The organism is Halorientalis persicus, assembly GCF_900110215.1.
Taxonomy (GTDB): Archaea; Halobacteriota; Halobacteria; order Halobacteriales; family Haloarculaceae; genus Halorientalis; species Halorientalis persica.
Genome location: NZ_FOCX01000006.1, coordinates 35,621 through 58,012 on the forward strand (window position 1 = coordinate 35,621; position 22,392 = coordinate 58,012).

The window sequence follows — 22,392 nt, forward strand, 5'->3', positions numbered from 1 at the left end:
TTAAATCCGAGAACGCCCTGCATCGCCCCGTGCGACGAGCCCTCCAGACTGTTGCAGTCGTGACCCTCCTGCTGGTCGCCGGCTGTAGCGGACCGAGCGGACAGACAACGACCACTGCACCCGATGCAGCCCCCGCGTCACCGACGTCGACCGACGGGTCCGCACCCGACCCGACGGCGACCGACCGACCGACAGCGGACGCGACGGCGACCGACCGACCGACAGCGGACGCGACGGCGACCGACCGACCGTCGACCCCGGATAGCCCATCGAACGACACGGCACCCGGTGTGGGGGCGTACCCATCCGGTGTGTCGGCCGACGGTGTGGCGAACGTGACAGCACTCGTCAGTGCCCACCGAGCCAGCGTCGTCGCGGACGGTGCCACGATGCGAACCACGGTCCGGACCGACGGGAGCGTCGACGGGACCGCGATCCGCGTCCGTGGCAACGAGACCGCTCGTCTCGCGCCGGGGGCCACACGGCTCCAGTGGACGGTCGGTGCGAACACCACTCGCGGGAACCAGAGCAGCGTCCTCGACGAGCGCTACTGGGCCAACGAGTCGGTACTCGTCTCGCGGGTCGCCAGTGCCGACGGGAACGTGACGGTGAACGTACAGAATCGGAGCGCAACCCTCGAACGGGTCGTCGTCTCCGCCGCGGCCAAGAGCCGTATCGTGACCCCGACCCTGTCGAACGCGGACTACGAGGTCGCGAACGTGACCGAACGCGACGGCCGACGAGTGACCACGCTCGTCGCGAGAAACGGAACCTACCGCGGACCGCGCCCAGTCACGACGTACGACGCGACCGTCACTGTCGCCGCGTCCGGGCGTGTGCTCTCACTCGACCGAACCTGGGAGACGGCCGACACCAGCTACCACGACGAGTACGTGTGGACGGCGGCCACCCCCGTCGAGAAACCCGACTGGGCTTCGACGAACGCGACCGGGGCGGCCTGAACCCTCCGCGACGGTGCGCCCCCGTCTCAGAAACAGGTGCCGCCGGCGTCGATGGCGATCTCCTGCCCCGTAATCTTCCGGGCGTGAGGGCCTGCGAGGTAGGCCACCTGTTCGGCCACGTCTTCGGGATCGATGAAGTACTCGGGCAGCGTGAAGTCGTCACCGCCGACGCTGGCGGGTTCGGCGTTCTCTACGTCGGCCAGTTTGGCCTGTTCCTGGATCGCGTCGTCGATCCGGTCGCCCTGGACCGGGCCAGGCTGGATTACGTTGACTGTTACGTCGTCCCGCCCTAACTCGGCGGCGAGCGTCCGACTCAACCCGACCAGCCCCATCTTCGACGCGCTGTATGGCGTCCGGTTGGCGTAGGGGCGTTTCCCGCCGATGGAGCCGATGTTGACGACGCTCCCCTGGTCGCTCTCCCGGAGGTGTGCGCCGGCGTGTTTGATACAGCGCCACGCGCCGATCAGGTTCACGTCCAGCACCTGCTCGAAGTCGGCTTCCTCCACGCGGTCGTAGGGCTGGACGGGACCCGCGATGCCGGCGTTGTTGACCAGACAGTCGAGGCCGCCGAAGGTGTCGACGGTCTCCTCGATGGCGGCTTGGACGGACGCCTCGTCGGTCACGTCGGTCTCGACGGCGAGCGTGCGGTCGGGGTCGTCGATGGCGTCGGCGGTGTCGTGGATGCCCTCGCCCCGCGCGGCCAGCGCGACGGTCGCGCCGTGGTCGGCGAGGGTGATCGCGATCTCGCGGCCGATGCCCTGGCTCGCCCCGGTGACGAAGGCTGTGAGGTCGTCGAGCATGGGCGTGTCTCGAAGGAGTCCCGCAAAGGTCTTCCGACGATCTCACGGCTCGACAGCGGGGTCGCTCGCTGGCTCCAGTGCTTCCAGTTCCGCCGGATCAGTCCCGGCGTCGAGCGCCACGGCCTCGATCCGGACGACGCCCTTCGCGCTCCGGCCGCTGTCGATCCCCGGTCCGACCACGCGAATCTCGTCGGGGTCGAGCGGGTCGCCGTCCCGCCGGTAGGCAAGCACTGCCGACAGCGCGTCGGTCACGTCGAGACAGACCCGGTAGCCGTCCCGGCAGGTCACGAGGACGTGCGTGGCCGCTGGCGGACTCTCGGCGGCCGTCAGGAGGTCGCCGAGGTCCAGTCCGGTCCAGGGGCCGTCGATGGGGCCGCTGTCGTCACACGCCATGTCCGTGGCGATCTCGACCGGCTCGAACCCGTCGCAGGCGTCGAGCGCCGTCGGGAGCAGGAGCTGTCGCTCGCCCTCGATCTCGACGTACGCCGCCCCAGTCCGTTCGCGCTCGGCAGTCACGTCGCCTCGATGTCGTGTCGGCGGACACAAAAGCCCGGCTACACGTTCCCGATATCCGGGAGCTACAGTTCCGCCGCGAGCTCCGCCGCGACGTGCGCGCCGAGGCCGGCCTTGCTCCCGGCGTACTCGTCGGACCCGTCCCGTCGGATCACCAGCGCTCTGGTTTCGGCCTCGCCCATCACGTCCGCGTGGTTCCCGACGACGAAAGACAGACCCGCCCGCTCCATCGTCTCGCGGGCGCGTTCGATAAGCGTCGCCTCGTCGCCTTCCGTCTCGACTTTGAACCCGACGATGGACAGGTCGGGATAGGCCTCTCGGACGGTGTCGATCAGTTTCGGCGTCGGTGTCAGTTCGAGCGTCAACTGGTCTTTCCCGGACTTGATCTTCTCGCCGGCCGCCTCGACGGTGTAATCGGAGATGGCAGCCGCCGAGACCAGCGCGTCGGCGTCGTCGGCGTGGGCCTGGACGGCATCGAGCATCTCCGCGGCGCTCTCGACCTGCTCCACGTCGGCGTAGTGAACGTCCTCGCCATCGTGAACGAGCGTCACGTCGGCCCCGCGGACGTGGCAGGCCCGCGCCACCGCGCGCCCGGTCTTGCCCGACGCGCGGTTCGAGAGCGTCCGGACGGGATCGACGGCCTCGGTGGTCGCGCCACTGGTGACGATCACGTGGTCGCCCGCCAGCGGGTCGGGCGTCGTCGCGCGGGCGACACCGGTGACGATGGCGTCCTCGCTGGCGATCTTGGCCTTGCCCTCTTCGATGCGCGGGTCGACGAACTCGACGCCCCAGGACTCGACGCGGGCGATGGTTTCGAGGACGCCGGGGTGGTCGTACATCGGTTCGTGCATCGCGGGCGCGACGACGACGGGCACGCCAGCGCCCAGCGCCGTCGTCGCCGTCGTCGTCACCGGTGTGTCGTCGACGGCGGCCGCCAGTTTCCCGACGGTGTTGGCCGTCGCCGGCGCGATCAGCAACACGTCGGCCCAGCCCTCCCGCCCGCACAACTCGACGTGTTCGACCTGTCCGGTGATCTCGGTGACGACGGGTTCGTCGGTCGCGAAATCGACCGCCCACGGGTGGACGATCCCCGTGGCGCTGTCGGTCATGACGGCGCGGACCGACGCCCCCTGACGGCGTAACTCGTGGGCCAACTCCACGGTCTTGACCGCCGCGATGGACCCGGTGACCCCGAGCGCGACGTTCACTCCGGAAAGCATTAGCTATCCGTTTGCCCCGGTGGGGTAAATCCGTAGGGGATTGTATAGGGCGCCCCCGATTTGGGGGTGCTTAAAAAGAGGCCGTAGATTTCCCCGTGAAGTTTTACTAGGGTTGGGGTCTCACGTGGTGATGCTATGGCAGATGGACTCATATTCCCGAGTTCGGAATGGTTCGAAGACTATCAAGCAAAGGTAAACGGTAACGAAGAGTACTCGGAGAAGTCCGCCGGCTGGGGGGTCGACTTCAACGGCGACTTCATCTTCAAGATGACCGATATGCCCCTCGACGACATCGACGTCGAGGCCATGCCCGAGCACATTCAGGAAGAACTCGATCAGTACGTTTCCGAGACATCGGAAGGCTACACCGGTCAGACGTTCGTCGGGCTCGAAGACGGTGAGTGTACCGACGCCTACCTCATCGAGTCCGAAGACGATGTCGACAACGGCTTCAAGCTTACCGGCACCTACGAGAACTGGGTGGAGCTGACCCGTGGCAACATCGGTGCCGTCGACGGCATGATGTCCGGGAAGTTCGAGCTGGACGGCGATATGCAGAAGATCCTCCAGTACTCCGACGCCGCGACGCTGCTGACCGAGTGCGCGACGGAAGTCGACTCCGTGTTCGCACACGAGGAGTACTAGACGTTTCACGCCGATCGCGAATCGGCCGAACCGCGCCTGGCACCCGTGGGGGTGGGGCGCGCGAAATTCGTCTTTCTTAGGGCGCGTACGTACCCTCAAGCCGTGCGTTCGCCAGCACCTTCCCCATCATCTCGTCTTCCAGTTCGTCCTTGTCGGTCGACACCGGCAGGGAAAGCGTCGCGTCGAGGGCGTACAGCCGGAACCGGTAGGTGTGTTCCCGGTCCGGCGGGTTCGGGCCGCCGTACCCGTGTTCGCCGTAGTCGTTTTGCCCCTCGGTGGCGTCGTCGGCCGCCCAGTCTTCGGGAATCTCACCGATATCGGGGTCGATGTCCCAGACGATCCAGTGGTCCCAGATCTTCCCCGCCGGCTCCATCGCGTCCGGGTCGTCGACGATCAACACCAGCGACTCGGCCCCGCCGGGCACGTTCTCGACGCGCAAGGGCGGGTTCACGTCGTCCTCGGTGTAGCCGTACTGCTCGGGAATCGTCGCCCCGTCCTCGAAGGCCGGACTCACCAGTCGTAGGTCACTCACAGTATCCCTCCACCGGTGATACGAGCGGGTGACAGAAGAAACTACGGCGTGGACTCACTCACTATCGTCGGCCACGCTCGGATGCTGGGTCGGCTCGTCGGGATGGCGCTCGGCGAAGGCCTCGGTCATGGTGTCCATGGCCTCGCGCTCGCGTACTTCCCGCTCGGTTTCGTCGATCTCCTCACAGCCCGGCGGCACGTCCCGATCCCGGTCCGAGAAATACCCCTCGGGTGCGACCCAGTCGTGGTAGAACGGCCGGTCGTCCTCCTCCAGGAGCGTGACGGCGACCTCGGCCCCGTGGCCGGCACAGATCGCCGTCTGGTGGGGTTTCTCGGCCAGTCGCCCCGCGGCGTAGAGGCCGTCGACGCCGGTGCGGCCGCGCTCGTCCGTGTCGACGTACATCTTCCCGCGGTCGACGAAGCCCACGCCCTCGATCCCCCGGAGGTACTCGACCGTGTTCTTCGTCGCCGCGATCACGTAGTCGGCCCAGAACTGGTCGCCGGCGGCCGTCGCAACGTCGAAGCCCTCGTCGTCGACCGCCACCTGCGTCACCTCCCCCTCGTGAAAGGCACAGCCCGCTTGCTGGGCCTGCCGTTCGAGCAAGTCGAGGAACTGCCGGGCGTTCACGCCGGCGGGAAATCCGGGGACGTTCTCCAGGTGGCCGTTCCGCCGGAGGAGCGACTCGCCGTCGCTCACGACGGTCGTCTCCAGCCCGTTCCGGGCGGTGAACACGCCGGCGCTCAGCCCGGCGACGCCGCCGCCGACGATCAACACGTCCGTGGTCTCGGTCATGACAGCGGGTAGTTGACCGGCCCCCGAATAGAATGGTTCGGTTCCGGGTGGCGAGACCCTTTCAGAACTCGCTGATGAGCCATTGCCCGTCCTGTCTGCGGAGCGTATAGCGGTTGACCGTGCCCATCTCCTGCCCCGCCTCCCCGCCGTATGGTTTGGTCAACACGACGCTTACCTCGGCTCTCCGGTCCGTCTTGCTGTCGATGAGGAATCCCGTATCATCGAACTCCTGCAGTTGTTCCTGTACCCGTTCCATTCGACTCCGTGGAACGTCGATTCCGTCGACAGTGTACTCGCTCGCCGCCGCTCTGTCGCCCGCTTCGATGGCGGCGTAGTACGCTTTGACGGTGGCTTTCGGTGACTCGTACTGCGGGTTCGGCGTGTCTTTTGCGGGCTCCGTTCGCGGCTCCGTCGGCGTGTTCGTCGGCTGGTCGTCTGCGGGGCCATCGGTCCACTTGAGTTGTTCGTCGAGCGCCGCTCGCGCCGCGACGATGCTGCTCGCGTTCGCGGTGGCGAGGTTTCTGACGTACTTCGCGCCCTGCCTTTCCCACTGCGTTCGATTCGCGTACGCTGACGCGTCGATCTCCGTCCAGGCCGCCAGTGCCGGCAGCGGGGCGGTGTGCTCGAACTCAGCGCGCAACGCGGCGACGAGGCGCGCCCGGTTCTCGTCGGTTCGTGACGAGCGATACGCTCCGGCGGCGTCGGCCACTGCCTGCGCTTTCGTCCGGAGCGTTCGGTTTCGGTCTCTGACTTCCCTGACCCGTGCCTCCGGTGAATCCATACAGGCGGTATCCAGCGCGTCCGTGTACGCGCCACACTGGTATATCGCGTTCGCCGCGCTGTACCGTCGGCCGACGATCACGTCTTTGGCTTCCGACAGCGCGTCGATCGGGTCGGGCAGCGGTGCGATCGCGACGGCTGCGGCGACGGCGGGCGGATCCCCTCTCATCCGGTCCGTGATCTCCAGGGTTTCGAGCAACGTTCCCAGCGGCGTCAGCGCCTGTGAAACCAGCTCGTCGTAGGTGTATTCCCGCGAGAACGTCTCGCGGAAGTGGCCGTACATCGCCGCCCGGTTCGTCGCTTTCCGCTCGATCTCCCGTGCCCGATCGCCGCTGTCGCTGGCATCGTCGTCTCGTGGCGGTGTCGAGTCAGATTGCCCGGCACAGCCCGCGACCCCCGTGGCGGTGAGGAGTCCGAGCGACTGCAGAATCCGACGCCGATTCACTCGCATCGTCCCGCCAACCGGACCGTCCGCTGATAAAACGTGGGATCTCGGAACGCCGGACGAGCCAGTTCCCGTGGCCAGATGATGGGGCTAGTCGAGATCGAAGTGCTCGGCGGCAGTCTCCATGTCTTTGTCGCCCCGGCCCGAGAGGTTGACGACGATGGTCTCGTGGTCGGTCTCGGCGGCGACCTTCTTGGCCATCGCCAGCCCGTGAGCCGTCTCCAGCGCGGGGATGATCCCCTCGGTGCGGGAGAGTTCCCGGAACGCCTCCAGGGCCTCGTCGTCGGTGATCGCGCGGTACTGGGCGCGTCCCAGTTCGCGGAAGCGCGCGTGTTCGGGGCCGACGCCAGGGTAGTCCAGCCCCGCCGAGACCGAGTGGACCTCCACGTCGTCGTCGATCACTCTCGTACGCATCCCGTGGATAACGTCTTCTTTGCCCGAGTCCAGCGGTGCGGCGTGACGGTCCGAGTCACCGCCTTCCCCGCCGCCCTCGCCGCCGTAGAAGGCTACGTCGTCGTCGCGGAACGCGTGGAAGAGGCCGATGGCGTTCGAGCCGCCGCCGACGCAGGCGACGCAGGCGTCGGGTAGTTCGCCGATCTGCTCGATGGCCTGCTCGCGGGCCTCCTTGCCGATGACCGACTGGAACTCACGGACCATCCGCGGGAACGGGTCGGGACCGACGACCGAGCCCACCATGTAGTGGGTGTCGTCGACGTTCTCCATGAAGTCCTCCAGGGCCACGTCGACGGCGTCGGCCAGCCCCGCGCCACCCTGCGTGACGGGGTTGACCTGTGCGCCCATCAGCCGCATCCGGAAGACGTTCATCCGCTGGCGCTGGACGTCTTTCTCCCCCATGTAGACCTCCGTATCGAGGTCGAACAGCGCGCCGACCATCGCGGTCGCGGTGCCGTGTTGCCCCGCCCCGGTCTCGGCGATCAGCCGGTCCTTGCCGGCCTTCTCGGCGAGCAGGGCCTGCCCGATGGCGTTGTTGATCTTGTGTGCGCCGCCGTGGAGCAGGTCCTCGCGTTTGAGGTAGATCTCGGCACCGTACGCCTCGGAGAGGCGCTCGGCGTGGTACAGCGGCGTGGGGCGGCCGGCGTAGGATTCCAGGATCGCCCGGAACTCCTCGTGGAACGCCTCGGTCTTCGCGATGTCCTCGAACGCCGCCGCGAGCCGCGCGAGCGGTTCCTGCATCGGCTCGGGAACGTGGCGTCCGCCGAACTCACCGAACGCCGCGTCAGTGCCGTCGTGTTCGCTCATGTCGCTCTCAGTCTCGGGGACGCACATATGTCTACTGTTTGCCGACTGGTCGACGCCGTGAGCCTGCGGAATGTTTACGGACCGGTCGGCCCCAGAGTGGGTGTGGACAGAGTCGAGGTCAGCACCGTCGTCTACCTGCCACCCGAGGAGATCTACGAGTTTCTCGAGGACTTCCCCGGGTACGCCAAGTACTCGAAGTACCTCGAGGACGTCCGTAGCGACGGCGACGGCAGTCCAGGGACGCGCTACTTCCTCACTTTCGCGTGGTGGAAACTCACCTACACCGCTCACTCGAGAGTGACCGACACCGACCCGCCGAACCGGATCGACTGGGAGATAACGAAAGACATCGACGCAGCGGGGAGCTGGACCGTCGAACCGATCCCGGAGGAACGCGCCGACAGTCAGGAACACGCCTGTCGGGTGCGCCTGACCGTCACGTTCCACCCCGATTCGGCCGACTCGGGCGTGCTGGATCTCCCGCGATTCGTCTCGATGGACTGGGTGATCGAGAAGGCGAAACCGAAGATCCAGGCCGAGGCCGAGCGGGTGGTCGAGCGAATCGTCGCCGACCTCGAAGGCCGTCACCGCGAGGTCGACCTCGAAATCGAAACCGTCGATACGTCGGTGTAAGAAGCGCTCTACTCGTTAATCTCGTAATCGCCGCCGTACTTCATGAAGACGTAGGACAGGCCCAGTGACGCGCTCATCACGAGTGCCGTCGCGACGCCGATGGTCTTGGCGCTGCCGGGGAGGGCGGGGCCGCCACCGCCACCGCCGCTTTCGGGTTCGACCGTGGGGTAGTCCGTCCCGACGACGACCGCACCGAGCATCCCCTGTCCCTCGTGGGGGCTACAGTAGTACTTGTAGATGCCGTCCTCCTCGAAGGTGTGCTCGTACTTGACGCCCGAACCGCCGACCGCGGTGCCGGAGTCGAGCGGGCCGTCGCCGTCCGAGACGACGTTGTGCGCGCCACCTTCACCGGTCCACTCCCACTCGACGGTCGCGCCGTTGTCGACGCGGACGCCCGCGGGGCTGAACGCGAACCCGTCGCCAGCACCCACCTGCACCGTGACAGTACTCTGGCCGGTCTTGTCGGTGACGCTCCCGCCGTAGGTGTTCGCGTCGTCGAGATAGCCGCCGAGGTCCGGGATACCGCCGCCACCGCCGCCCTCGGTCCCTTCGGGGGCGCTCGTCCCGTTGGTGGCCGTCCCGTTGGTCGCCGTTCCGTTTGCCGTTGCGGTGCCGCCCGTCTGGGTGGTCTCCTGGGCAGCCGCCGTGCCCGTGACGCCGGCGGCCGCAGCGCCGCCCGCCGTCGCCATGAGGAAACCCCGTCGTGACACGTCCTCCGAACGGTCGCTCATGCTCGGGCGTTAGAAGGGGGTGGTAGTGAATATGTTGGTTCCGAGTCGACGGCTCGGGGTTTCGATGCGCATTTTACGCGTGAGCCCTATTCGTGGGGTATGGAAGAAGAGCCCGGCCTGAGCGACCAGTACCGGAAAGCCAGCCCGTGGCCCATGTTCGTCGCGCTCGGGTTCGTCCTCTCGGAGGTCGGCATCATCATCGGCATCTTCTCGATCGCCGTCGGCGGCCTGTTGCTGTTCGGCGGGAGCGTCGCCGGCATCCTCAAAGAATCGGCGTACGTCGACACGCTGTGGGGCTCCCTGCTCGCGTTCGGCGGTGTCCTCGCGGCGATCGGCCTCGCCGTCGTCGCCTGGCGCGTCGGCGTCGACCCCGGCGTGCTGATCGACGTGGTCGCCGCACCCGGTGACTTCGGACTCATCGTCCCGCGCGCGCTCGCCGTGGCGCTGGCCGGCATCATCCTGCTCGCCGCTGGGGGTACCGTTCAGGCGCTCGAACGGAACGTCGACGCTCGCTAGCCGCGACGATTCGGAACGACGACGCGATAACGCGACGATTCCGACAACCTATTTATCGTCGTCTCCAAACCGGTTGGTATGCTCCCGAGTACATTCGACCGCGAAACCATCCTCGACCTCACGGTCAATATGATCCCGCTTGGCATCCTGTTGTTCTTCATCGTGGCCTTTGGCCTGGTCAACCCCTTCGGCTGGGACAACGTCATCTCGTCGCTCCAGTTCGGCATCCTGATCGCCGCGTTCGTCCTGCTGGCTATCTTGACCTACTACTCCGGGAAAGCGATCTCGAAGGCCGAAACCGAGATGGAAGGCGACGAAGACCACACGGCCTGACTCGGTGCTGGATCTCTTTGTTCTCGCGGGCGCTACCCACTCGAGAGTGGTGACCTCGCGTTGGGCCTGAACCGCCGCGTTGTCCCCGGACGAACACGTTCGAGAGGACCCAAAGGGAATCTTTCTTTAGCCCCCAGTCCTGAGAGTCGAGTATCAATGGCTGCAGGACAGCTCGCACTAACGGTGCTGATGGGCGTGTTCCTCGTCGCCGTGGCAGCGTTGCTGACACGGATCGAGGACTGGCGCTCGTACACGCCACTCGCCGGCGGCGGTGCCATCGGCGAGGAAGCGGGGTACGGGCACGACGAAAAGCCCGGCGGAATCGTACGGTGGCTCACGACCGTCGACCACAAAGACATCGGGATGCTGTATGGCACCTACGGGGTGCTCGCGTTCGCGGTCGGTGGCATCATGGCCGTCCTCATCCGGCTGCAACTCATCACGCCGGCCGGGGCCGTCATCGAGAACGGCTTCTACAACGCCATCCTGACCAGTCACGGGATCACGATGCTGTTCCTGTTCGGGACGCCGATCCTCGCGGCGTTCTCGAACTACTTCATCCCGCTACTGATCGGCGCGGACGACATGGCGTTCCCCCGGATCAACGCCATCGCGTTCTGGCTGCTCCCACCCGGCGCACTGCTGGTCTGGGGCGGCTTCCTCATCCCCGGCATCGGCACCGCCCAGACTTCCTGGGTGATGTACCCGCCGCTGTCGGTCGAGCAGACCCAGGTGGGGGCCGACCTGATGATGCTCGGCCTGCACCTCACTGGGGTCTCGGCGACGATGGGTGCGATCAACTTCATCGCGACCATCTTCACCGAGCGTGGGGACGACGTCACCTGGGCGAACCTCGACATCTTCTCGTGGACCGTCCTCACCCAGTCGGCGCTGATCCTCTTTGCCTTCCCGCTGCTCGGAAGCGCGCTGATCATGCTCCTGCTGGACCGGAACTTCGACACCCTCTTTTTCGCCGTCGAGGGTGGTGGGACGATGCTGTGGCAACACCTGTTCTGGTTCTTCGGCCACCCAGAGGTGTACATCCTCGTGCTCCCGCCGATGGGACTCGTGAGTTACATCCTGCCTCGCTTCTCGGGCCGGAAGCTGTTCGGGTTCAAGTTCGTCGTCTACTCCACGCTGGCCATCGGGGTCCTGAGCTTCGGCGTGTGGGCTCACCATATGTTCACGACCGGGATGGACCCGCGGCTCCGAGCTAGCTTCATGGCCGTCTCACTCGCCATCGCGATACCGAGCGCGGTGAAGACGTTCAACTGGATCACGACGATGTGGAACGGGAAGATCCGGCTGGCGGCCCCGATGCTGTTCTGTATCGGGTTCGTCTCGAACTTCATCCTCGGCGGGGTCACCGGCGTGTTCCTCGCGTCGATCCCCGTCGACATGATCCTCCACGACACCTACTACGTCGTGGGTCACTTCCACTACATCGTCATGGGTGCCATCGGCTTTGCCGTCTTCGCGGGAATCTACTACTGGTTCCCGATCTTCACCGGCCGGATGTATCAGCGCACGCTGGCGAAGTGGCACTTCTGGCTGTCGATGATCGGCACCAACATCACCTTCTTCGCCATGCTGGCGCTTGGGTATCTGGGTATGCCCCGCCGGTACGCGACCTACGAGTTCGACTCGGCGATCGCGCCCCTGGCGACGACCACGACCTTCCACCAGCTGGCTTCGGTCGGTGCGTTGATCCTGCTTGTCGGCCAGATCATCTTCGTCTGGAACCTCGTCCAGTCGTGGCTGGAAGGTCCACGCGTCGGCCCGGACCCCTGGAACCTCAAGGAGGAAGCGCCGGAACTGTTCGGCCGCGAGTTCACCTGGCACGAGAACCGCCTCGAAACCCAGATCGCCACGGACGGCGGCGAGGGCGAGGACGAGGTCGCGACCGACGGTGGCAGGCCCACCGACGGTGACGACGCGGACGTCGAACGAGCCGACGACTGACGGGCGACGCGACCGCCGTTCGCGGCTCTTTTCTGCGCCGCACGCGCGACATGGAAAGCGATTTAGCCGGCCTGTGGCTACCCGTGTCCAATGAGTCTGTCCGATCAGGACCACGATCTCGTCACCGCGGAACTCGGCCGCGAGCCGACGGCAGCCGAGGCCGCGCTCTTCGAGAACCTCTGGAGCGAACACTGCGCGTACCGCTCCTCACGACCGCTGCTCTCGGCGTTCGAGAGCGAGAGCGAGCACGTCGTCGTCGGGCCCGGCGACGACGCGGCCGTCGTCGCCCTGCCAGACAGTGACACCTACATCACGCTGGGTATCGAGAGCCACAATCACCCCTCTTACGTCGACCCGTTCGACGGCGCGGCGACCGGCGTCGGCGGCATCGTCCGGGACACCCTCTCGATGGGTGCCTACCCCATCGCACTCGCGGACTCGCTGTACTTCGGCGACTTCGACCGCGAACACTCCCGCTATCTCTTCGAGGGCGTCGTCGAAGGGATCAGCCACTACGGCAACTGCATCGGCGTGCCCACCGTCACGGGCAGTGTCGCCTTCCACGACGATTACGAGGGCAACCCGCTGGTGAACGTCTCCTGTATCGGCCTGATCGAGGATCCCGACCGGCTGGTCACCGCCGAGGCCCAGGAGCCGGGCAACAAGCTCGTCCTCGTCGGCAACGCGACGGGTCGGGACGGGCTGGGCGGAGCCTCCTTCGCCAGCGAGGACCTCGCGGAGGACGCCGAGACCGAGGACCGGCCCGCGGTGCAGGTGGGCGACCCCTACACGGAGAAACTCCTGATCGAGGCCAACGAGGCGCTGATCGACGAGGACCTGGTCGAGTCCGCGCGCGACCTCGGCGCGGCGGGGCTGGGCGGCGCGACCAGCGAACTCGTCGCCAAGGGTGGCCTCGGTGCCCACATCGAACTGGAGCGGGTCCACCAGCGCGAGCCCAACATGAACGCCCTGGAGATCCTGCTGGCGGAATCCCAGGAACGGATGGCCTACGAGGTGAAACCCGAGAACGTCGACCGGGTGGCCGAGATCGCAGACCGCTACGATCTGGGCTGTTCGGTCATCGGCGACGTGACCGACGGCAACTACCTCTGTGAGTTCGAAGGCGAGGTCGTGGTCGACGCGCCCGCGGAGTTCCTCGGCGACGGCGCGCCGTTCAACGACCTCGATTCCGTGGAGCCGAGCCAGCCCGAGCGGGACCTCCCGGAGACCGACCTCGACGACGCCTTCGAGGCCGTCGTCGGCAGTCCCAACACGGCCTCCAAGCGCTGGGTCTACCGGCAGTACGACCACGAGGTGCAGGTCCGGACGGCGACGCCACCGGGCGACGACGCCGCGATCCTGGCGATTCGCGAAGCCGAGACGGGACTGGCGTATTCCGCCGGAGCCGACCCCAACTGGACCGACGCCGCACCCTACGACGGCGCGCGGGCGGTCGCACTGGAGAACGCCACCAACGTCGCCGCGAAGGGCGCGACGCCGCTGGCCGCGGTCGACTGTCTCAACGGCGGCAACCCCGAGAAACCCGACGTGTACGGCGGGTTCGAGGGAATCGTCGACGGGCTGGCCGATATGTGCGCCGAACTCGGCGTGCCAGTCGTGGGCGGGAACGTCTCGCTGTACAACGACTCGAACACCGGCCCGATCCCGCCGACGCCGACGCTCGCGCTGGTGGGCACCAAGGACGGCTACGACGCGCCCCCGGCGGCCCTCTCGGGCGAGGGTGAGTTACTGGTCGTCAACGACCGGGCGCTCTCGGACGGGTCCGAACCCCGACTCGGCGGATCGGCGTACCTCGCACAGCACGGCGGGAGCGGCCGATTCCCCGAACTTCCAGACGACCGCGCTGCGTTCGTCGAGACGCTGGCGGACGTAGCCGATCACGACGCCACGCTCGCGGTCCACGACGCCAGCCACGGCGGCCTCGCGGTGACGCTCGCCGAGATGGTCTCCGACGATGCGGGCGCGGACGTGCGTCTGGACGGCGACGGAAGCGCCGCCGAACTCTGCTTTCACGAACAGCCCGGTCGCGTCGTGATCGAGACCGACGACGCCGACGCCGTCGAAGCGGCCTTCGAGGGGATCGCCCCTGTCGAGCGAGTCGGTTCGGCCGACGACTCGGGGGCGCTGTCGCTGACGGCGAACGACGAGACACTCCACTACGGGGCCGACGTGATCGCGGACCTGCGCTCGGTCATCGAGCGGGAACTGGAGTAGTTACTCCTCTTTGCTGGGCCAGTACTCGACCTCGTCGTCCATGGGGTAGTACCCCTTGAAGGGGCGCTCGTCGCGGCCGCCGGGCGGCGAGCCGACGTAGACCCCGAACTTCTCCATCTCCGGGTAGATCGTCACGTCCGGTTCGTGCATCGTCGAGACCATCAGGTAGCGGAGCGTGTCGTCGCCGTCGTTGACCACGCGGTGGCCGCCGGACTCGTCGGCGGGAAGGGTGACGAAATCGCCCGCCTGGAGGTCGTGTTCGCCGTCCTCGGCCCGAAGCAGGCCCTCGCCGGCCAGCACGTAGATCGCCTCCTCGTTGGCGGTGTGGTAGTGGTAGGGCCAGGCCCGCGTCCCCGGCGGCATCTCGTAGAGGCTACAACCCAGGTCGTCGGCCCCGACGGCCGCGCCGAGTTCCTTCCGGTGGAACGTCGCCTCGTCCTGGTCGTAGGTCTTCCAGTCCAGTTCGGACTCGTTGATCTTGTCCATCGATTGGCCGTACTCGAACCAGTTACAAAACCCACACGAATTTTCACCAGAACTGCGACCGTCACTCGCGGTAGTAGTCTGGGTCGTCGCTGGAACCGATCCATTCGCTGATATCGCCGTCCTCGCGGACGCGAAACGTCACCGACACGAACCGGTCGTCACCGGCGAAGTCCACGGCGTCTACGTCGGTGACGGTGTCCTCGTGCCGCGCGGTGACCGTGTACTCTCCCCGCTCGTCGACCGGGGCCGGGATGACCACGCGCGTCCGGGTATCGTACCCCCCGAGTACTGTGACCGTCTCGGAGAACTCAGTTGCGCCGTCTTCGGCGATTTCGACGGTCAGGTCCATGGGAACGCCGGTCGTGTTCACCAGTTCGACGTGGTCGACGATCACTCCGTCCGGGCCGAGTACACCGTCCAGACAGCCACTCACCGAGAGACAGCCGACACTGACGAGGAGGCAGAGAGACTCCCGTCGCTCCATAGTTGCGATGCTAACAGGACGAACAAAACGTCACCGACTGCGCTACAGCAGGAACGGGATGCCGAAGGTGACCGCGAGGCCGATTACGAGGACGACGAAGCCGAAGCCGACCTGACTCATCGTGAAGTCACTCTGCGGGGCGGTGCTGCGCAGCGGCGGTTCCCCGTCGGGGATCTCGGGACTCTCCGGATCGTACTCGGGTCGGTCCTCGTCGTGATCGTCGCTCATAACTGGCTGTTTGGAATCGGCGTACTTCGATGTGTCGAAACCGCGGTCCAGGCGACACAGCGGCCGACCCGCGGCGAGCCCCGACTGCGGGAATCAGACGCCTTTTGTCGGGCGGTGCCGTAGCCGCAGGCAACTGATGACCCTCACCAAACGGATCATTCCCTGTATCGACGTGGACTTAGACGACGAGGGCAACGCGGCGGTGTACACCGGCGTCAACTTCGAGGATCTGGAGTACACCGGCGACCCGGTCGAGATGGCCAAGAAGTACAACGAGGCCGGGGCCGACGAGTTCGTCTTCCTCGATATCACCGCTTCGGCCGAGGGCCGCGAGACCATGCTCCACGTCGTCGAGTCCATCGCCGATGAGGTGTTCATCCCGCTGACCGTCGGCGGCGGCATCCGCACCCGCGGGGACGTGAAAGAGACCCTGCGCGCCGGCGCGGACAAGGTGTCGATCAACACCGGGGCACTCCAGCGTCCGGAACTCATCGAGGAGGGCGCGGCGGCCTTCGGCAGTCAGTGTATCGTCATCAGCGTCGACGCCCGCCGCCGGTTCGACGAGCAGGGCGACCACTACGTCGAGGTCGACGGCGAGTCCTGCTGGTTCGAGTGTACGGTCAAGGGCGGTCGTGAGGGGACCGACATCGACGTGCTCTCCTGGGCCGAGGAGGCCGAGGAACGCGGCGCGGGCGAACTGTTCGTCAATTCCATCGACGCCGACGGGACCAAGGACGGCTACGACATCCCGCTGACGAAAGCCGTCTGTGACACCGTCTCGACGCCGGTCATCGCCTCCTCGGGCTGTGGGGGCCCCGAAGATATATACGAGGTGTTCACCGATGCTGGCGCGGACGCCGGGCTCGCGGCCTCTATCTTCCACTTCGGGGAGTACTCGATCCAGGAGACCAAGGAGTATCTGGACGAGCGCGGGGTGCCGGTGCGGTTGTAGTTAATGCGTTGTACCGAGCGCGAGTGCAACGAGCGCTCGGCTTTTTCGCCCACGTTTTTCGAGGAGCGGTTCGCCGGAGGCGAACCCGACGAGCAAAAAGGTGGCGGCGCGGAACTCCGGTTGTAATAAGTTCCGGTGCCCGAATCAGGAGGTATGAAAGCGACGGCGAAGGCACATCCGATTCAGGGGTTGGTGAAGTACCACGGGATGCGCGACGAACAGTTGCGCCAGCCGTACCACGACTCGATCAGCGTCAGCACGGCACCGAGCCGGACGGTGACGACCGTCGAGTTCGAACCCGACAGCAACGAGGACGTGTTCCTGATCGACGGCGAGACTGTCGAAGGGCGGGGGCGCGAGCGCATCGAGAACGTCGTCGATCACGTCCGCGACCTCGCTGGTATCGACCACGCGGTGCGGTTCGAGTCCGAGAACGACTTCCCGACGAACATCGGCTTCGGGTCGTCGTCGTCGGGCTTTGCCGCCGCCGCGCGGGCCCTGGTGGGCGCGACGGACCTGGACATGACGCTCCCGGACATTTCGACGGTCGCGCGCCGTGGCTCGGCCTCGGCCGCACGGGCGGTGACCGGCGCGTTCTCCCATCTTCGGACGGGACTGAACGACGCCGACTGTCGCTCCGAGCGCATCGAGACCGACCTCGAAGACGACCTCCGGATTATCGGCGCGGAGGTCCCGGCCTACAAGGAGACCGAGGAGGCCCACCGCGAGGCCGCAGACAGTCATATGTTCGATGCGCGGATGGCCCACATCCACGGACAGATCGCGGAGATGCGCGACGCTCTGCGCGAGGGTGACTTCCACCGCACCTTCCAGCTGGCCGAACACGACTCGCTGTCGCTGGCGGCGACGACGATGACCGGCCCCGCGGGCTGGGTCTACTGGCAGCCCCGGACCATCGAGATGTTCAACACGGTCCGGGAGCTCCGCGAGGCGGACGTGCCGGTCTACTTCTCCGTCGACACGGGCGCGAGCGTCTACGTCAACACGACCGCCGAGCACGTCGACCGCGTCGAGGGTGCCGTCGCCGACTGTGGCGTGGACACCCGCGTCTGGGAGGTCGGCGGTCCGTCACAGCTGCTCGACGAGAGCGCGGCCCTGTTCTGAGTCCGCGTGTCCCGCCTCGCGAGAGCGGGGGAGCGCTTTACCCACCGGCGACCCAACAGAGAAACATGAAGATCGCAGTTTTCGGGGCCGGCTACGCTGGCCTGACGCTCGCTCGACGGCTGGAGCAACAGCTCCCGCCCGAGGTGAATCTGGTCGTCGTCGACGAGGACGAGGCCCACCTCGTCCAGCACGAACTCCACCGCGCGATCCGTCGGCCGTCCATCGCCGAGGACATTACGGTTCCGCTGACGGAGTGCTTCGAGCGTGCGGAGATTCGGCAGGCTCGGGTTACCGACCTGGATGCAGAGGCGGGGGTCGCCACGCTCGACGGCGACGAGGAACTCGCCTACGACGTCGGGGCGGTCTGTCTCGGTGCAGAGACGGCCTTCTATGACCTGCCGGGCGTCGAGGCCCACGCGACGCCGCTGAAACGCCTCGACGACGCCGAGCGGATCAGGGCCGACGTGCTCGAAGCGTTCGACGCCGGCGACGCCCGGATCGTCGTCGGCGGGGCCGGGCTGTCGGGGATCCAGGTCGCGGGCGAACTCGCCGCGCTGGCCCGCGAGGTGGGGGCTGGTGACGCCGCTGAGATCACGTTACTCGAACAGCAGGAAACCGTCGCGCCGAACTTCCCCGAGCGGTTCCAGCGTGCGGTCGACCAACAGCTCCGGGACCGCGGGATCACGGTTCGGACGGACGCGGCCGTCGATGGGGCCGACGGGAACACGATTACTCTCGACGGCGGGACCACCATCGACTACGACGTGTTCGTCTGGACCGGGGGCATCCGCGGGCCGGACGCACTGGCCGGCGACCGCCCGCTGGTTCGGAGTCGGCTCCAGCTAGCCGGTGACACGTTCGTCGTCGGCGACGCCGCCCGCGTCGTCGATGCCGATGGCCAGGCCGTCCCCGCGAGCGCGCAGGCGGCTATCCGCGAGGCCCGCGTGGCGGCGGCGAACATCGAGAAACTCGTCGACCACCGCATCGGGGACAGTAACGGCGAATTCGAGCCGCGCCTCGAGGACTTCCAGTTCGACTCGCCGGGCTGGCTGGTCAGCGTCGGCGACGGCGCGGTCGCACAGGTCGGCGGGACGGTCCTGACCGGCCCGGCCGCCGTCGCGCTGAAGGCGACCGTCGGCGTCGGCTACCTGACCTCGGTCGGTGCCGTCCGGAAAGCCGTCGGGCTCGTGGGTGAAGAACTGGATCTCGACGGCGTTCCGGACGAGGCCGTCGACGCATTCGAGGAAGAAGACGGCGAACCGGCGGCCGTGGACGTAGCGGTCGACGAGGAAGAAGACGGCAACGATTAGGACGAGGAGTTCAGCGCGAGGTCGGGCGTCGTCCAGACGATGAAGTCGTCCTCGTCCTCGCGGTTGATGATGCCGTTGATGTGTTCGTCCTCCTCGTCGGGCGACTCGTTGACCTCGTCGTCGCTGACGGGTGTGACCTGTCGGACCTCGTCGACGACCCAGCCGAGGTGGCCCTGCTCGTCCATCTCCTCGGAGTCGAAGACGACGATGAGGTCGCCACGGCCCTCGTCCTCGACCGCGAGGGCGTCCTTGGGGTTGATGATCGCCGTCACCTGCCCGCGCAGATCGACCACGCCCTCGACGTAGGACGGCGAGTTGGGAACCCGGGTCATGTTCTCCAGTTCGACGATCTCCTCGATGTACTCGATGTCGAGACAGAACCGTTCCTCGCCCAACTCGAACTCCAGGACCCGCGTTCGGTCGCTCGCGTGGGCCGTGCGTCGACCCGCCGCGGCCGCTCGTGCGGCGGCGACGGTCCCCTCGGCGTCCAGCATCGACTGCTCGTCGTCCTCCGAGACCGTCGTCGCCTGATCCGGGATGGCGAAGGTCCCGCTTCCCGACAGTGCGTCGACAGCTTCGGCCGCGTCGGCCGAGGACACCGTCGACGCGACGCCGGATTGGGGCGTCGTTCGTTCGGCCGTCTCGGTCGCCGCCTCCGTGGTCGCCGTCTCATCGTCGCTGTCGTCGCTCGCCGTGTCGTCGCCGTCCTCGTCCGCGGCCGACTCCGCGAACTCGAAGCCACTCGTCGCCACGGCGTCGGATTCGTCAGCGGCGTGTTCCCGCCCGTTCTCGCTGTCGCCCCGATCGTCGGTATCGGTGGCTGTGGCATCGGCCGCGTCCTCGGTCTCCGTGACACCGCCGGCGTCGGCCGCTGGGTCCGCCGATCCGGCGTCCTCGTCGGCCGAGGCCGCGCCGGCGGTATCGCTCGCGTCCGTCGGGGCGTCTGCCGGTGGGTCCGCGGCCGGATCGACCGTCTCGTCGATCGTCGGTGTCGATCCGGCGTCGTCGTCGGCTCCCGTGATATCGTCGGTCTCGGCAGCGGCCGGTTCAGTATCCGCCGTGGCCTCGTCCGTTGCGTCGGATTCGTCGGCCGGTGGTTCACTCTCGGTCTCGCCACCGTCGGCGGTCGCGTCGGACTCGTCCGCGTCGTCGCTCTCGTCGTCCGTGGGTGCGCGGCGTCGTCCTTCGCGCATCTCTCGAATGCGGTTCGCCCGTTCCATCCGGTCGTTGGTGTCCTCGTCGCTCATTGTGGTATCTCCTCTATGAATCCGAACTGCCTGTCCAGATCGGCGGCGATCTCCAGGAATCGGTCGGCCATGTCCACCGTCGGGTCGTACGCGAACAGCGACTGGCCGCTGGAGAAGGCCCGCTGGAGCGCGACCCGCTTGCGGACCGACCAGACCGGCACGTCCTCGAACACGGCTTCCAGCCAGTCGAGCATCTCTGCGTCCTCGTTGGTCGACTCGACCCGGTTGGCGACGACGCCGACCTCCCGCACCGTCTCCCCGGTGCGATCCTCCAGCGCCGCGATCTGGTCGAACAGGAGTTCGATGGCCCGCTCGGAGGTGGCCTCGGTCAGTGCCGGGATCAAGACGTTGCCCGTCGCGTAGATCGCGGTGTCGGTCAACTGGCCGTAGAACGGCGGCGAGTCGACGATCACGTAGTCGTAGTCGGTGAGCTCGTCGAGTACCTGCTCCAACCCGTCCAGTGCCGTGTCGCCGGTGATCGTGTCCGGTCCGACGTTGATCGTCAGCGGTTCCAGCACCGCGGGATCCACGTCCAGCGACGGGTCGGCGTCGAGCTTGGTCATCACGTTGGCCAGCGTCAACTCGTGTTCGGCCTGGAGCATATCGATGCTACTGGGCAACACGTCCATCTCGTCGTGGGAGCGGATCAGGTCGTGGACCGCCGACCGCTGGTCGGGGTCGGTCAGGACGTCGAACAGCGTCGGCGGTGCCGCGTCGTAGGCTTCGACCAGACCCAGCCCCTCCGTGGCGTTGCCCTGCGGGTCGAGATCGACGAACAGCACGTCCCGCCCGCGCTCGTTCAACGCGCCCGCGACGTTGATCGCCACCGTCGTCTTCCCCGTCCCGCCCTTGGCGTTTGTCACACAGAGCGCCGCGGGACGGTCGTTTCGATGCATCGCTACTACCGGTGGTCGGTCACCGCTCCTTATAAAAATCCGCTCCCGATTCTCAATTGTTGTAGAGGGGACGTGCCGCCGGTTCCGGCGGCACGTCGCTCCGTCACTCCGGGAGCCGTACCGCAGGTGTTGCAGGTTTCGAACCGGGAAACGATACCCGGTGATATATTCCGACTGACCGTACTGTACGGTATGCGGACACGACGACGATGGCTCCGAACGCTCGGGGCGAGCGGTCTCGCGATCGGTCTGGCCGGCTGTACGGGCGGTGGTTCAGACGACACACCGAACGGTGGGTCGCCGCCGGCCGGCGATTCTGGACCGGGTGACGGTCAGACTACCGACGGCGCGGCGGTCAGCGGTCGGGACCTCGGGGAGTTCGTCACGTACACCGAGGGCGACGGCGAACTCAGGCTGGCGGCGACCGACGCACGGCTGACCGACTACGTCGTCGGGACCTACGGCGGACGGCTCGAATCCATCGCACCGGACGGCGGTATTACCGATTCGGAGAACGAGAACCATCTCTTCTTGCTGGTGAACCTCCGCCTGGAGAACACCGGTGACGAGACGCTGGCGTACCCAAAGGGGTTCTCCTTCGAGGCCAAGAGCGGGTCCGAACACGAGCGGGTCCCGCTCGAACACACCGACGCCGTGTACACGTTCCCCATTCCCGACGAGTACCCACACCAACTGGAGGCCGGCGACGAGGAGTCCGTCTGGGTCGCGTTTGTCGTCCCGCCCTCGACGACGGCGGGGACGCTCGTCGCCGACCTCTCCGAGTGGGGATTCGACGACGAGCCCAGCGAGTGGGCCATCGACGTGAGCCGCCTCACTCCCCAGACGCACGATTTCGAGGGACTGGACCCCGGCGAGAGTGCGACGATCGGGAACGAGAACAGGGGCATGGCCGTCACTGTCCGAAACGTCCGCGAAGAGACGGGGAGTTTCGAGACGACCTTCTCCGGAAACGAGACAACCGTCGATCCGCCGCCCGAGGGCCGGAAGTACGTCCTCGTCGACCTGGCCCTCGAGAACGTCGGGACCGAGCTAATCAGCGCGATCAGGCCGAGTCGGATGTCGCTCGTGGGCGACGACTGGGACGCCGATCCCAGATCCTACACCGCCGACGACACCTACAACCGCGGTCCCCTCGGGGCTATCGACCCCGGGAAGACGAAATCGGGATACGTGGTGTTCACCGTCCCGTCCGACGCGACGGCGTACACGTTCACCGTCGACGTGACGCTCGACATCACCGCCTCGTGGTCGCTGCCCTGAACGGTCGGCCGGACTCCCCACGAT

The 22,392-nt window shown here is 66.8% G+C and carries 24 protein-coding genes; 11 read left to right on the forward strand and 13 right to left on the reverse strand.

Features of this window, described 5'->3' with window-relative positions; translation table 11 throughout:
- Window positions 1–29: 29 nt before the first annotated feature.
- Window positions 30–962 (forward strand): hypothetical protein, encoded by a 933-nt coding sequence (locus BMX17_RS08410; RefSeq protein WP_139203448.1) that lies wholly within the window; start codon window positions 30–32, stop codon window positions 960–962.
- Between the two features lie 26 nt (window positions 963–988).
- Here BMX17_RS08410 and BMX17_RS08415 read toward each other — a convergent pair whose 3' ends face one another.
- The 3 genes from BMX17_RS08415 to coaBC all read right to left on the reverse strand — a co-directional run bounded on the left by BMX17_RS08415 (window position 989) and on the right by coaBC (window position 3,495).
- Window positions 989–1,762: an SDR family NAD(P)-dependent oxidoreductase gene (locus BMX17_RS08415; RefSeq protein WP_092659039.1), complete on the reverse strand. Its 774-nt coding sequence runs from the start codon at window positions 1,760–1,762 to the stop codon at window positions 989–991.
- A 42-nt stretch (window positions 1,763–1,804) separates the two neighbouring features.
- On the reverse strand, window positions 1,805–2,278 hold the full coding sequence (locus tag BMX17_RS08420) for a molybdopterin-dependent oxidoreductase (protein WP_092659040.1): 474 nt from the start codon (window positions 2,276–2,278) through the stop codon (window positions 1,805–1,807).
- A 62-nt stretch (window positions 2,279–2,340) separates the two neighbouring features.
- Window positions 2,341–3,495 (reverse strand): bifunctional phosphopantothenoylcysteine decarboxylase/phosphopantothenate--cysteine ligase CoaBC, encoded by a 1,155-nt coding sequence (gene coaBC / locus BMX17_RS08425; RefSeq protein ID WP_092659041.1) that lies wholly within the window; start codon window positions 3,493–3,495, stop codon window positions 2,341–2,343.
- Between the two features lie 135 nt (window positions 3,496–3,630).
- Between coaBC and BMX17_RS08430 the strand changes: the two genes are divergently transcribed.
- Window positions 3,631–4,140, forward strand: a complete 510-nt coding sequence (locus BMX17_RS08430; protein ID WP_092659042.1) for an SCP2 sterol-binding domain-containing protein — start codon at window positions 3,631–3,633, stop codon at window positions 4,138–4,140.
- 76 nt (window positions 4,141–4,216) lie between these two features.
- On the opposite strand, the gene BMX17_RS08435 is transcribed toward BMX17_RS08430, so the two are convergent.
- From BMX17_RS08435 to trpB, 4 genes are all read right to left on the reverse strand, one after another.
- Window positions 4,217–4,672 carry a YbhB/YbcL family Raf kinase inhibitor-like protein gene (locus BMX17_RS08435; RefSeq protein ID WP_092659043.1) on the reverse strand — a complete coding sequence of 152 codons (456 nt, stop codon included), beginning with the start codon at window positions 4,670–4,672 and terminating at the stop codon, window positions 4,217–4,219.
- Window positions 4,673–4,726: 54 nt separating this feature from the next.
- A complete protein-coding gene (locus BMX17_RS08440; protein ID WP_092659044.1) occupies window positions 4,727–5,464 on the reverse strand; it encodes an NAD(P)/FAD-dependent oxidoreductase in 738 nt (245 codons plus the stop codon).
- A gap of 61 nt (window positions 5,465–5,525) precedes the next feature.
- Window positions 5,526–6,695 carry a hypothetical protein gene (locus tag BMX17_RS08445; RefSeq protein ID WP_092659045.1) on the reverse strand — a complete coding sequence of 390 codons (1,170 nt, stop codon included), beginning with the start codon at window positions 6,693–6,695 and terminating at the stop codon, window positions 5,526–5,528.
- An 84-nt stretch (window positions 6,696–6,779) separates the two neighbouring features.
- Window positions 6,780–7,949 carry a tryptophan synthase subunit beta gene (gene trpB / locus BMX17_RS08450; protein WP_092659046.1) on the reverse strand — a complete coding sequence of 390 codons (1,170 nt, stop codon included), beginning with the start codon at window positions 7,947–7,949 and terminating at the stop codon, window positions 6,780–6,782.
- A 102-nt stretch (window positions 7,950–8,051) separates the two neighbouring features.
- Between trpB and BMX17_RS08455 the strand changes: the two genes are divergently transcribed.
- The gene (locus BMX17_RS08455) at window positions 8,052–8,582 is read left to right on the forward strand and encodes a type II toxin-antitoxin system RatA family toxin (RefSeq protein WP_092659047.1); all 531 of its coding nucleotides are present in this window, start codon (window positions 8,052–8,054) and stop codon (window positions 8,580–8,582) included.
- 8 nt (window positions 8,583–8,590) lie between these two features.
- Here BMX17_RS08455 and BMX17_RS08460 read toward each other — a convergent pair whose 3' ends face one another.
- Window positions 8,591–9,313: a halocyanin domain-containing protein gene (locus BMX17_RS08460; RefSeq protein WP_092659048.1), complete on the reverse strand. Its 723-nt coding sequence runs from the start codon at window positions 9,311–9,313 to the stop codon at window positions 8,591–8,593.
- A 99-nt stretch (window positions 9,314–9,412) separates the two neighbouring features.
- Here BMX17_RS08460 and BMX17_RS08465 point away from each other — a divergent pair, with 99 nt between their 5' ends.
- The 4 genes from BMX17_RS08465 to purL all read left to right on the forward strand — a co-directional run bounded on the left by BMX17_RS08465 (window position 9,413) and on the right by purL (window position 14,359).
- On the forward strand, window positions 9,413–9,829 hold the full coding sequence (locus BMX17_RS08465; protein WP_092659049.1) for a DUF7541 family protein: 417 nt from the start codon (window positions 9,413–9,415) through the stop codon (window positions 9,827–9,829).
- 78 nt (window positions 9,830–9,907) lie between these two features.
- The gene (locus tag BMX17_RS08470) at window positions 9,908–10,162 is read left to right on the forward strand and encodes a DUF6684 family protein (RefSeq protein WP_092659050.1); all 255 of its coding nucleotides are present in this window, start codon (window positions 9,908–9,910) and stop codon (window positions 10,160–10,162) included.
- 156 nt (window positions 10,163–10,318) lie between these two features.
- Window positions 10,319–12,124, forward strand: a complete 1,806-nt coding sequence (locus BMX17_RS08475; RefSeq protein WP_092659051.1) for a cytochrome c oxidase subunit I — start codon at window positions 10,319–10,321, stop codon at window positions 12,122–12,124.
- 90 nt (window positions 12,125–12,214) lie between these two features.
- A complete protein-coding gene (gene purL, locus BMX17_RS08480) occupies window positions 12,215–14,359 on the forward strand; it encodes a phosphoribosylformylglycinamidine synthase subunit PurL (RefSeq protein ID WP_092659052.1) in 2,145 nt (714 codons plus the stop codon).
- On the opposite strand, the gene BMX17_RS08485 is transcribed toward purL, so the two are convergent.
- From BMX17_RS08485 to BMX17_RS08495, 3 genes are all read right to left on the reverse strand, one after another.
- Window positions 14,360–14,845 (reverse strand): cupin domain-containing protein, encoded by a 486-nt coding sequence (locus BMX17_RS08485; protein ID WP_092659053.1) that lies wholly within the window; start codon window positions 14,843–14,845, stop codon window positions 14,360–14,362.
- A gap of 61 nt (window positions 14,846–14,906) precedes the next feature.
- Window positions 14,907–15,329, reverse strand: coding sequence for a hypothetical protein (locus BMX17_RS08490; protein ID WP_092659054.1), 423 nt, complete (start codon window positions 15,327–15,329; stop codon window positions 14,907–14,909).
- 42 nt (window positions 15,330–15,371) lie between these two features.
- Entirely contained in the window at window positions 15,372–15,557 is a 186-nt protein-coding gene (locus BMX17_RS08495) for a DUF7550 family protein (protein WP_092659055.1), read from the reverse strand.
- 136 nt (window positions 15,558–15,693) lie between these two features.
- Here BMX17_RS08495 and hisF point away from each other — a divergent pair, with 136 nt between their 5' ends.
- From hisF to BMX17_RS08510, 3 genes are all read left to right on the forward strand, one after another.
- Complete coding sequence (gene hisF / locus BMX17_RS08500) at window positions 15,694–16,509, forward strand: imidazole glycerol phosphate synthase subunit HisF (protein ID WP_092659056.1); 816 nt, start codon at window positions 15,694–15,696, stop codon at window positions 16,507–16,509.
- A gap of 153 nt (window positions 16,510–16,662) precedes the next feature.
- Complete coding sequence (gene mvaD, locus BMX17_RS08505) at window positions 16,663–17,634, forward strand: phosphomevalonate decarboxylase MvaD (protein ID WP_092659057.1); 972 nt, start codon at window positions 16,663–16,665, stop codon at window positions 17,632–17,634.
- A 65-nt stretch (window positions 17,635–17,699) separates the two neighbouring features.
- The gene (locus tag BMX17_RS08510) at window positions 17,700–18,944 is read left to right on the forward strand and encodes an NAD(P)/FAD-dependent oxidoreductase (protein ID WP_092659058.1); all 1,245 of its coding nucleotides are present in this window, start codon (window positions 17,700–17,702) and stop codon (window positions 18,942–18,944) included.
- Here the strand turns inward: BMX17_RS08510 and BMX17_RS26910 are convergent.
- Together BMX17_RS26910 and BMX17_RS08520 are read right to left on the reverse strand one after the other, a co-directional pair.
- Window positions 18,941–20,191 (reverse strand): chemotaxis protein CheW, encoded by a 1,251-nt coding sequence (locus BMX17_RS26910; protein ID WP_244514963.1) that lies wholly within the window; start codon window positions 20,189–20,191, stop codon window positions 18,941–18,943. The two genes, BMX17_RS08510 and BMX17_RS26910, sit on opposite strands and share 4 nt — an antisense overlap.
- Entirely contained in the window at window positions 20,188–21,087 is a 900-nt protein-coding gene (locus BMX17_RS08520; RefSeq protein WP_092659059.1) for a ParA family protein, read from the reverse strand. The genes BMX17_RS26910 and BMX17_RS08520 overlap by 4 nt, the downstream gene beginning before the upstream one ends.
- A 192-nt stretch (window positions 21,088–21,279) precedes the next feature.
- On the opposite strand from BMX17_RS08520, the gene BMX17_RS08525 reads away from it, so the two are divergent.
- On the forward strand, window positions 21,280–22,368 hold the full coding sequence (locus BMX17_RS08525) for a DUF4352 domain-containing protein (RefSeq protein WP_139203449.1): 1,089 nt from the start codon (window positions 21,280–21,282) through the stop codon (window positions 22,366–22,368).
- Window positions 22,369–22,392 lie beyond the last annotated feature (24 nt).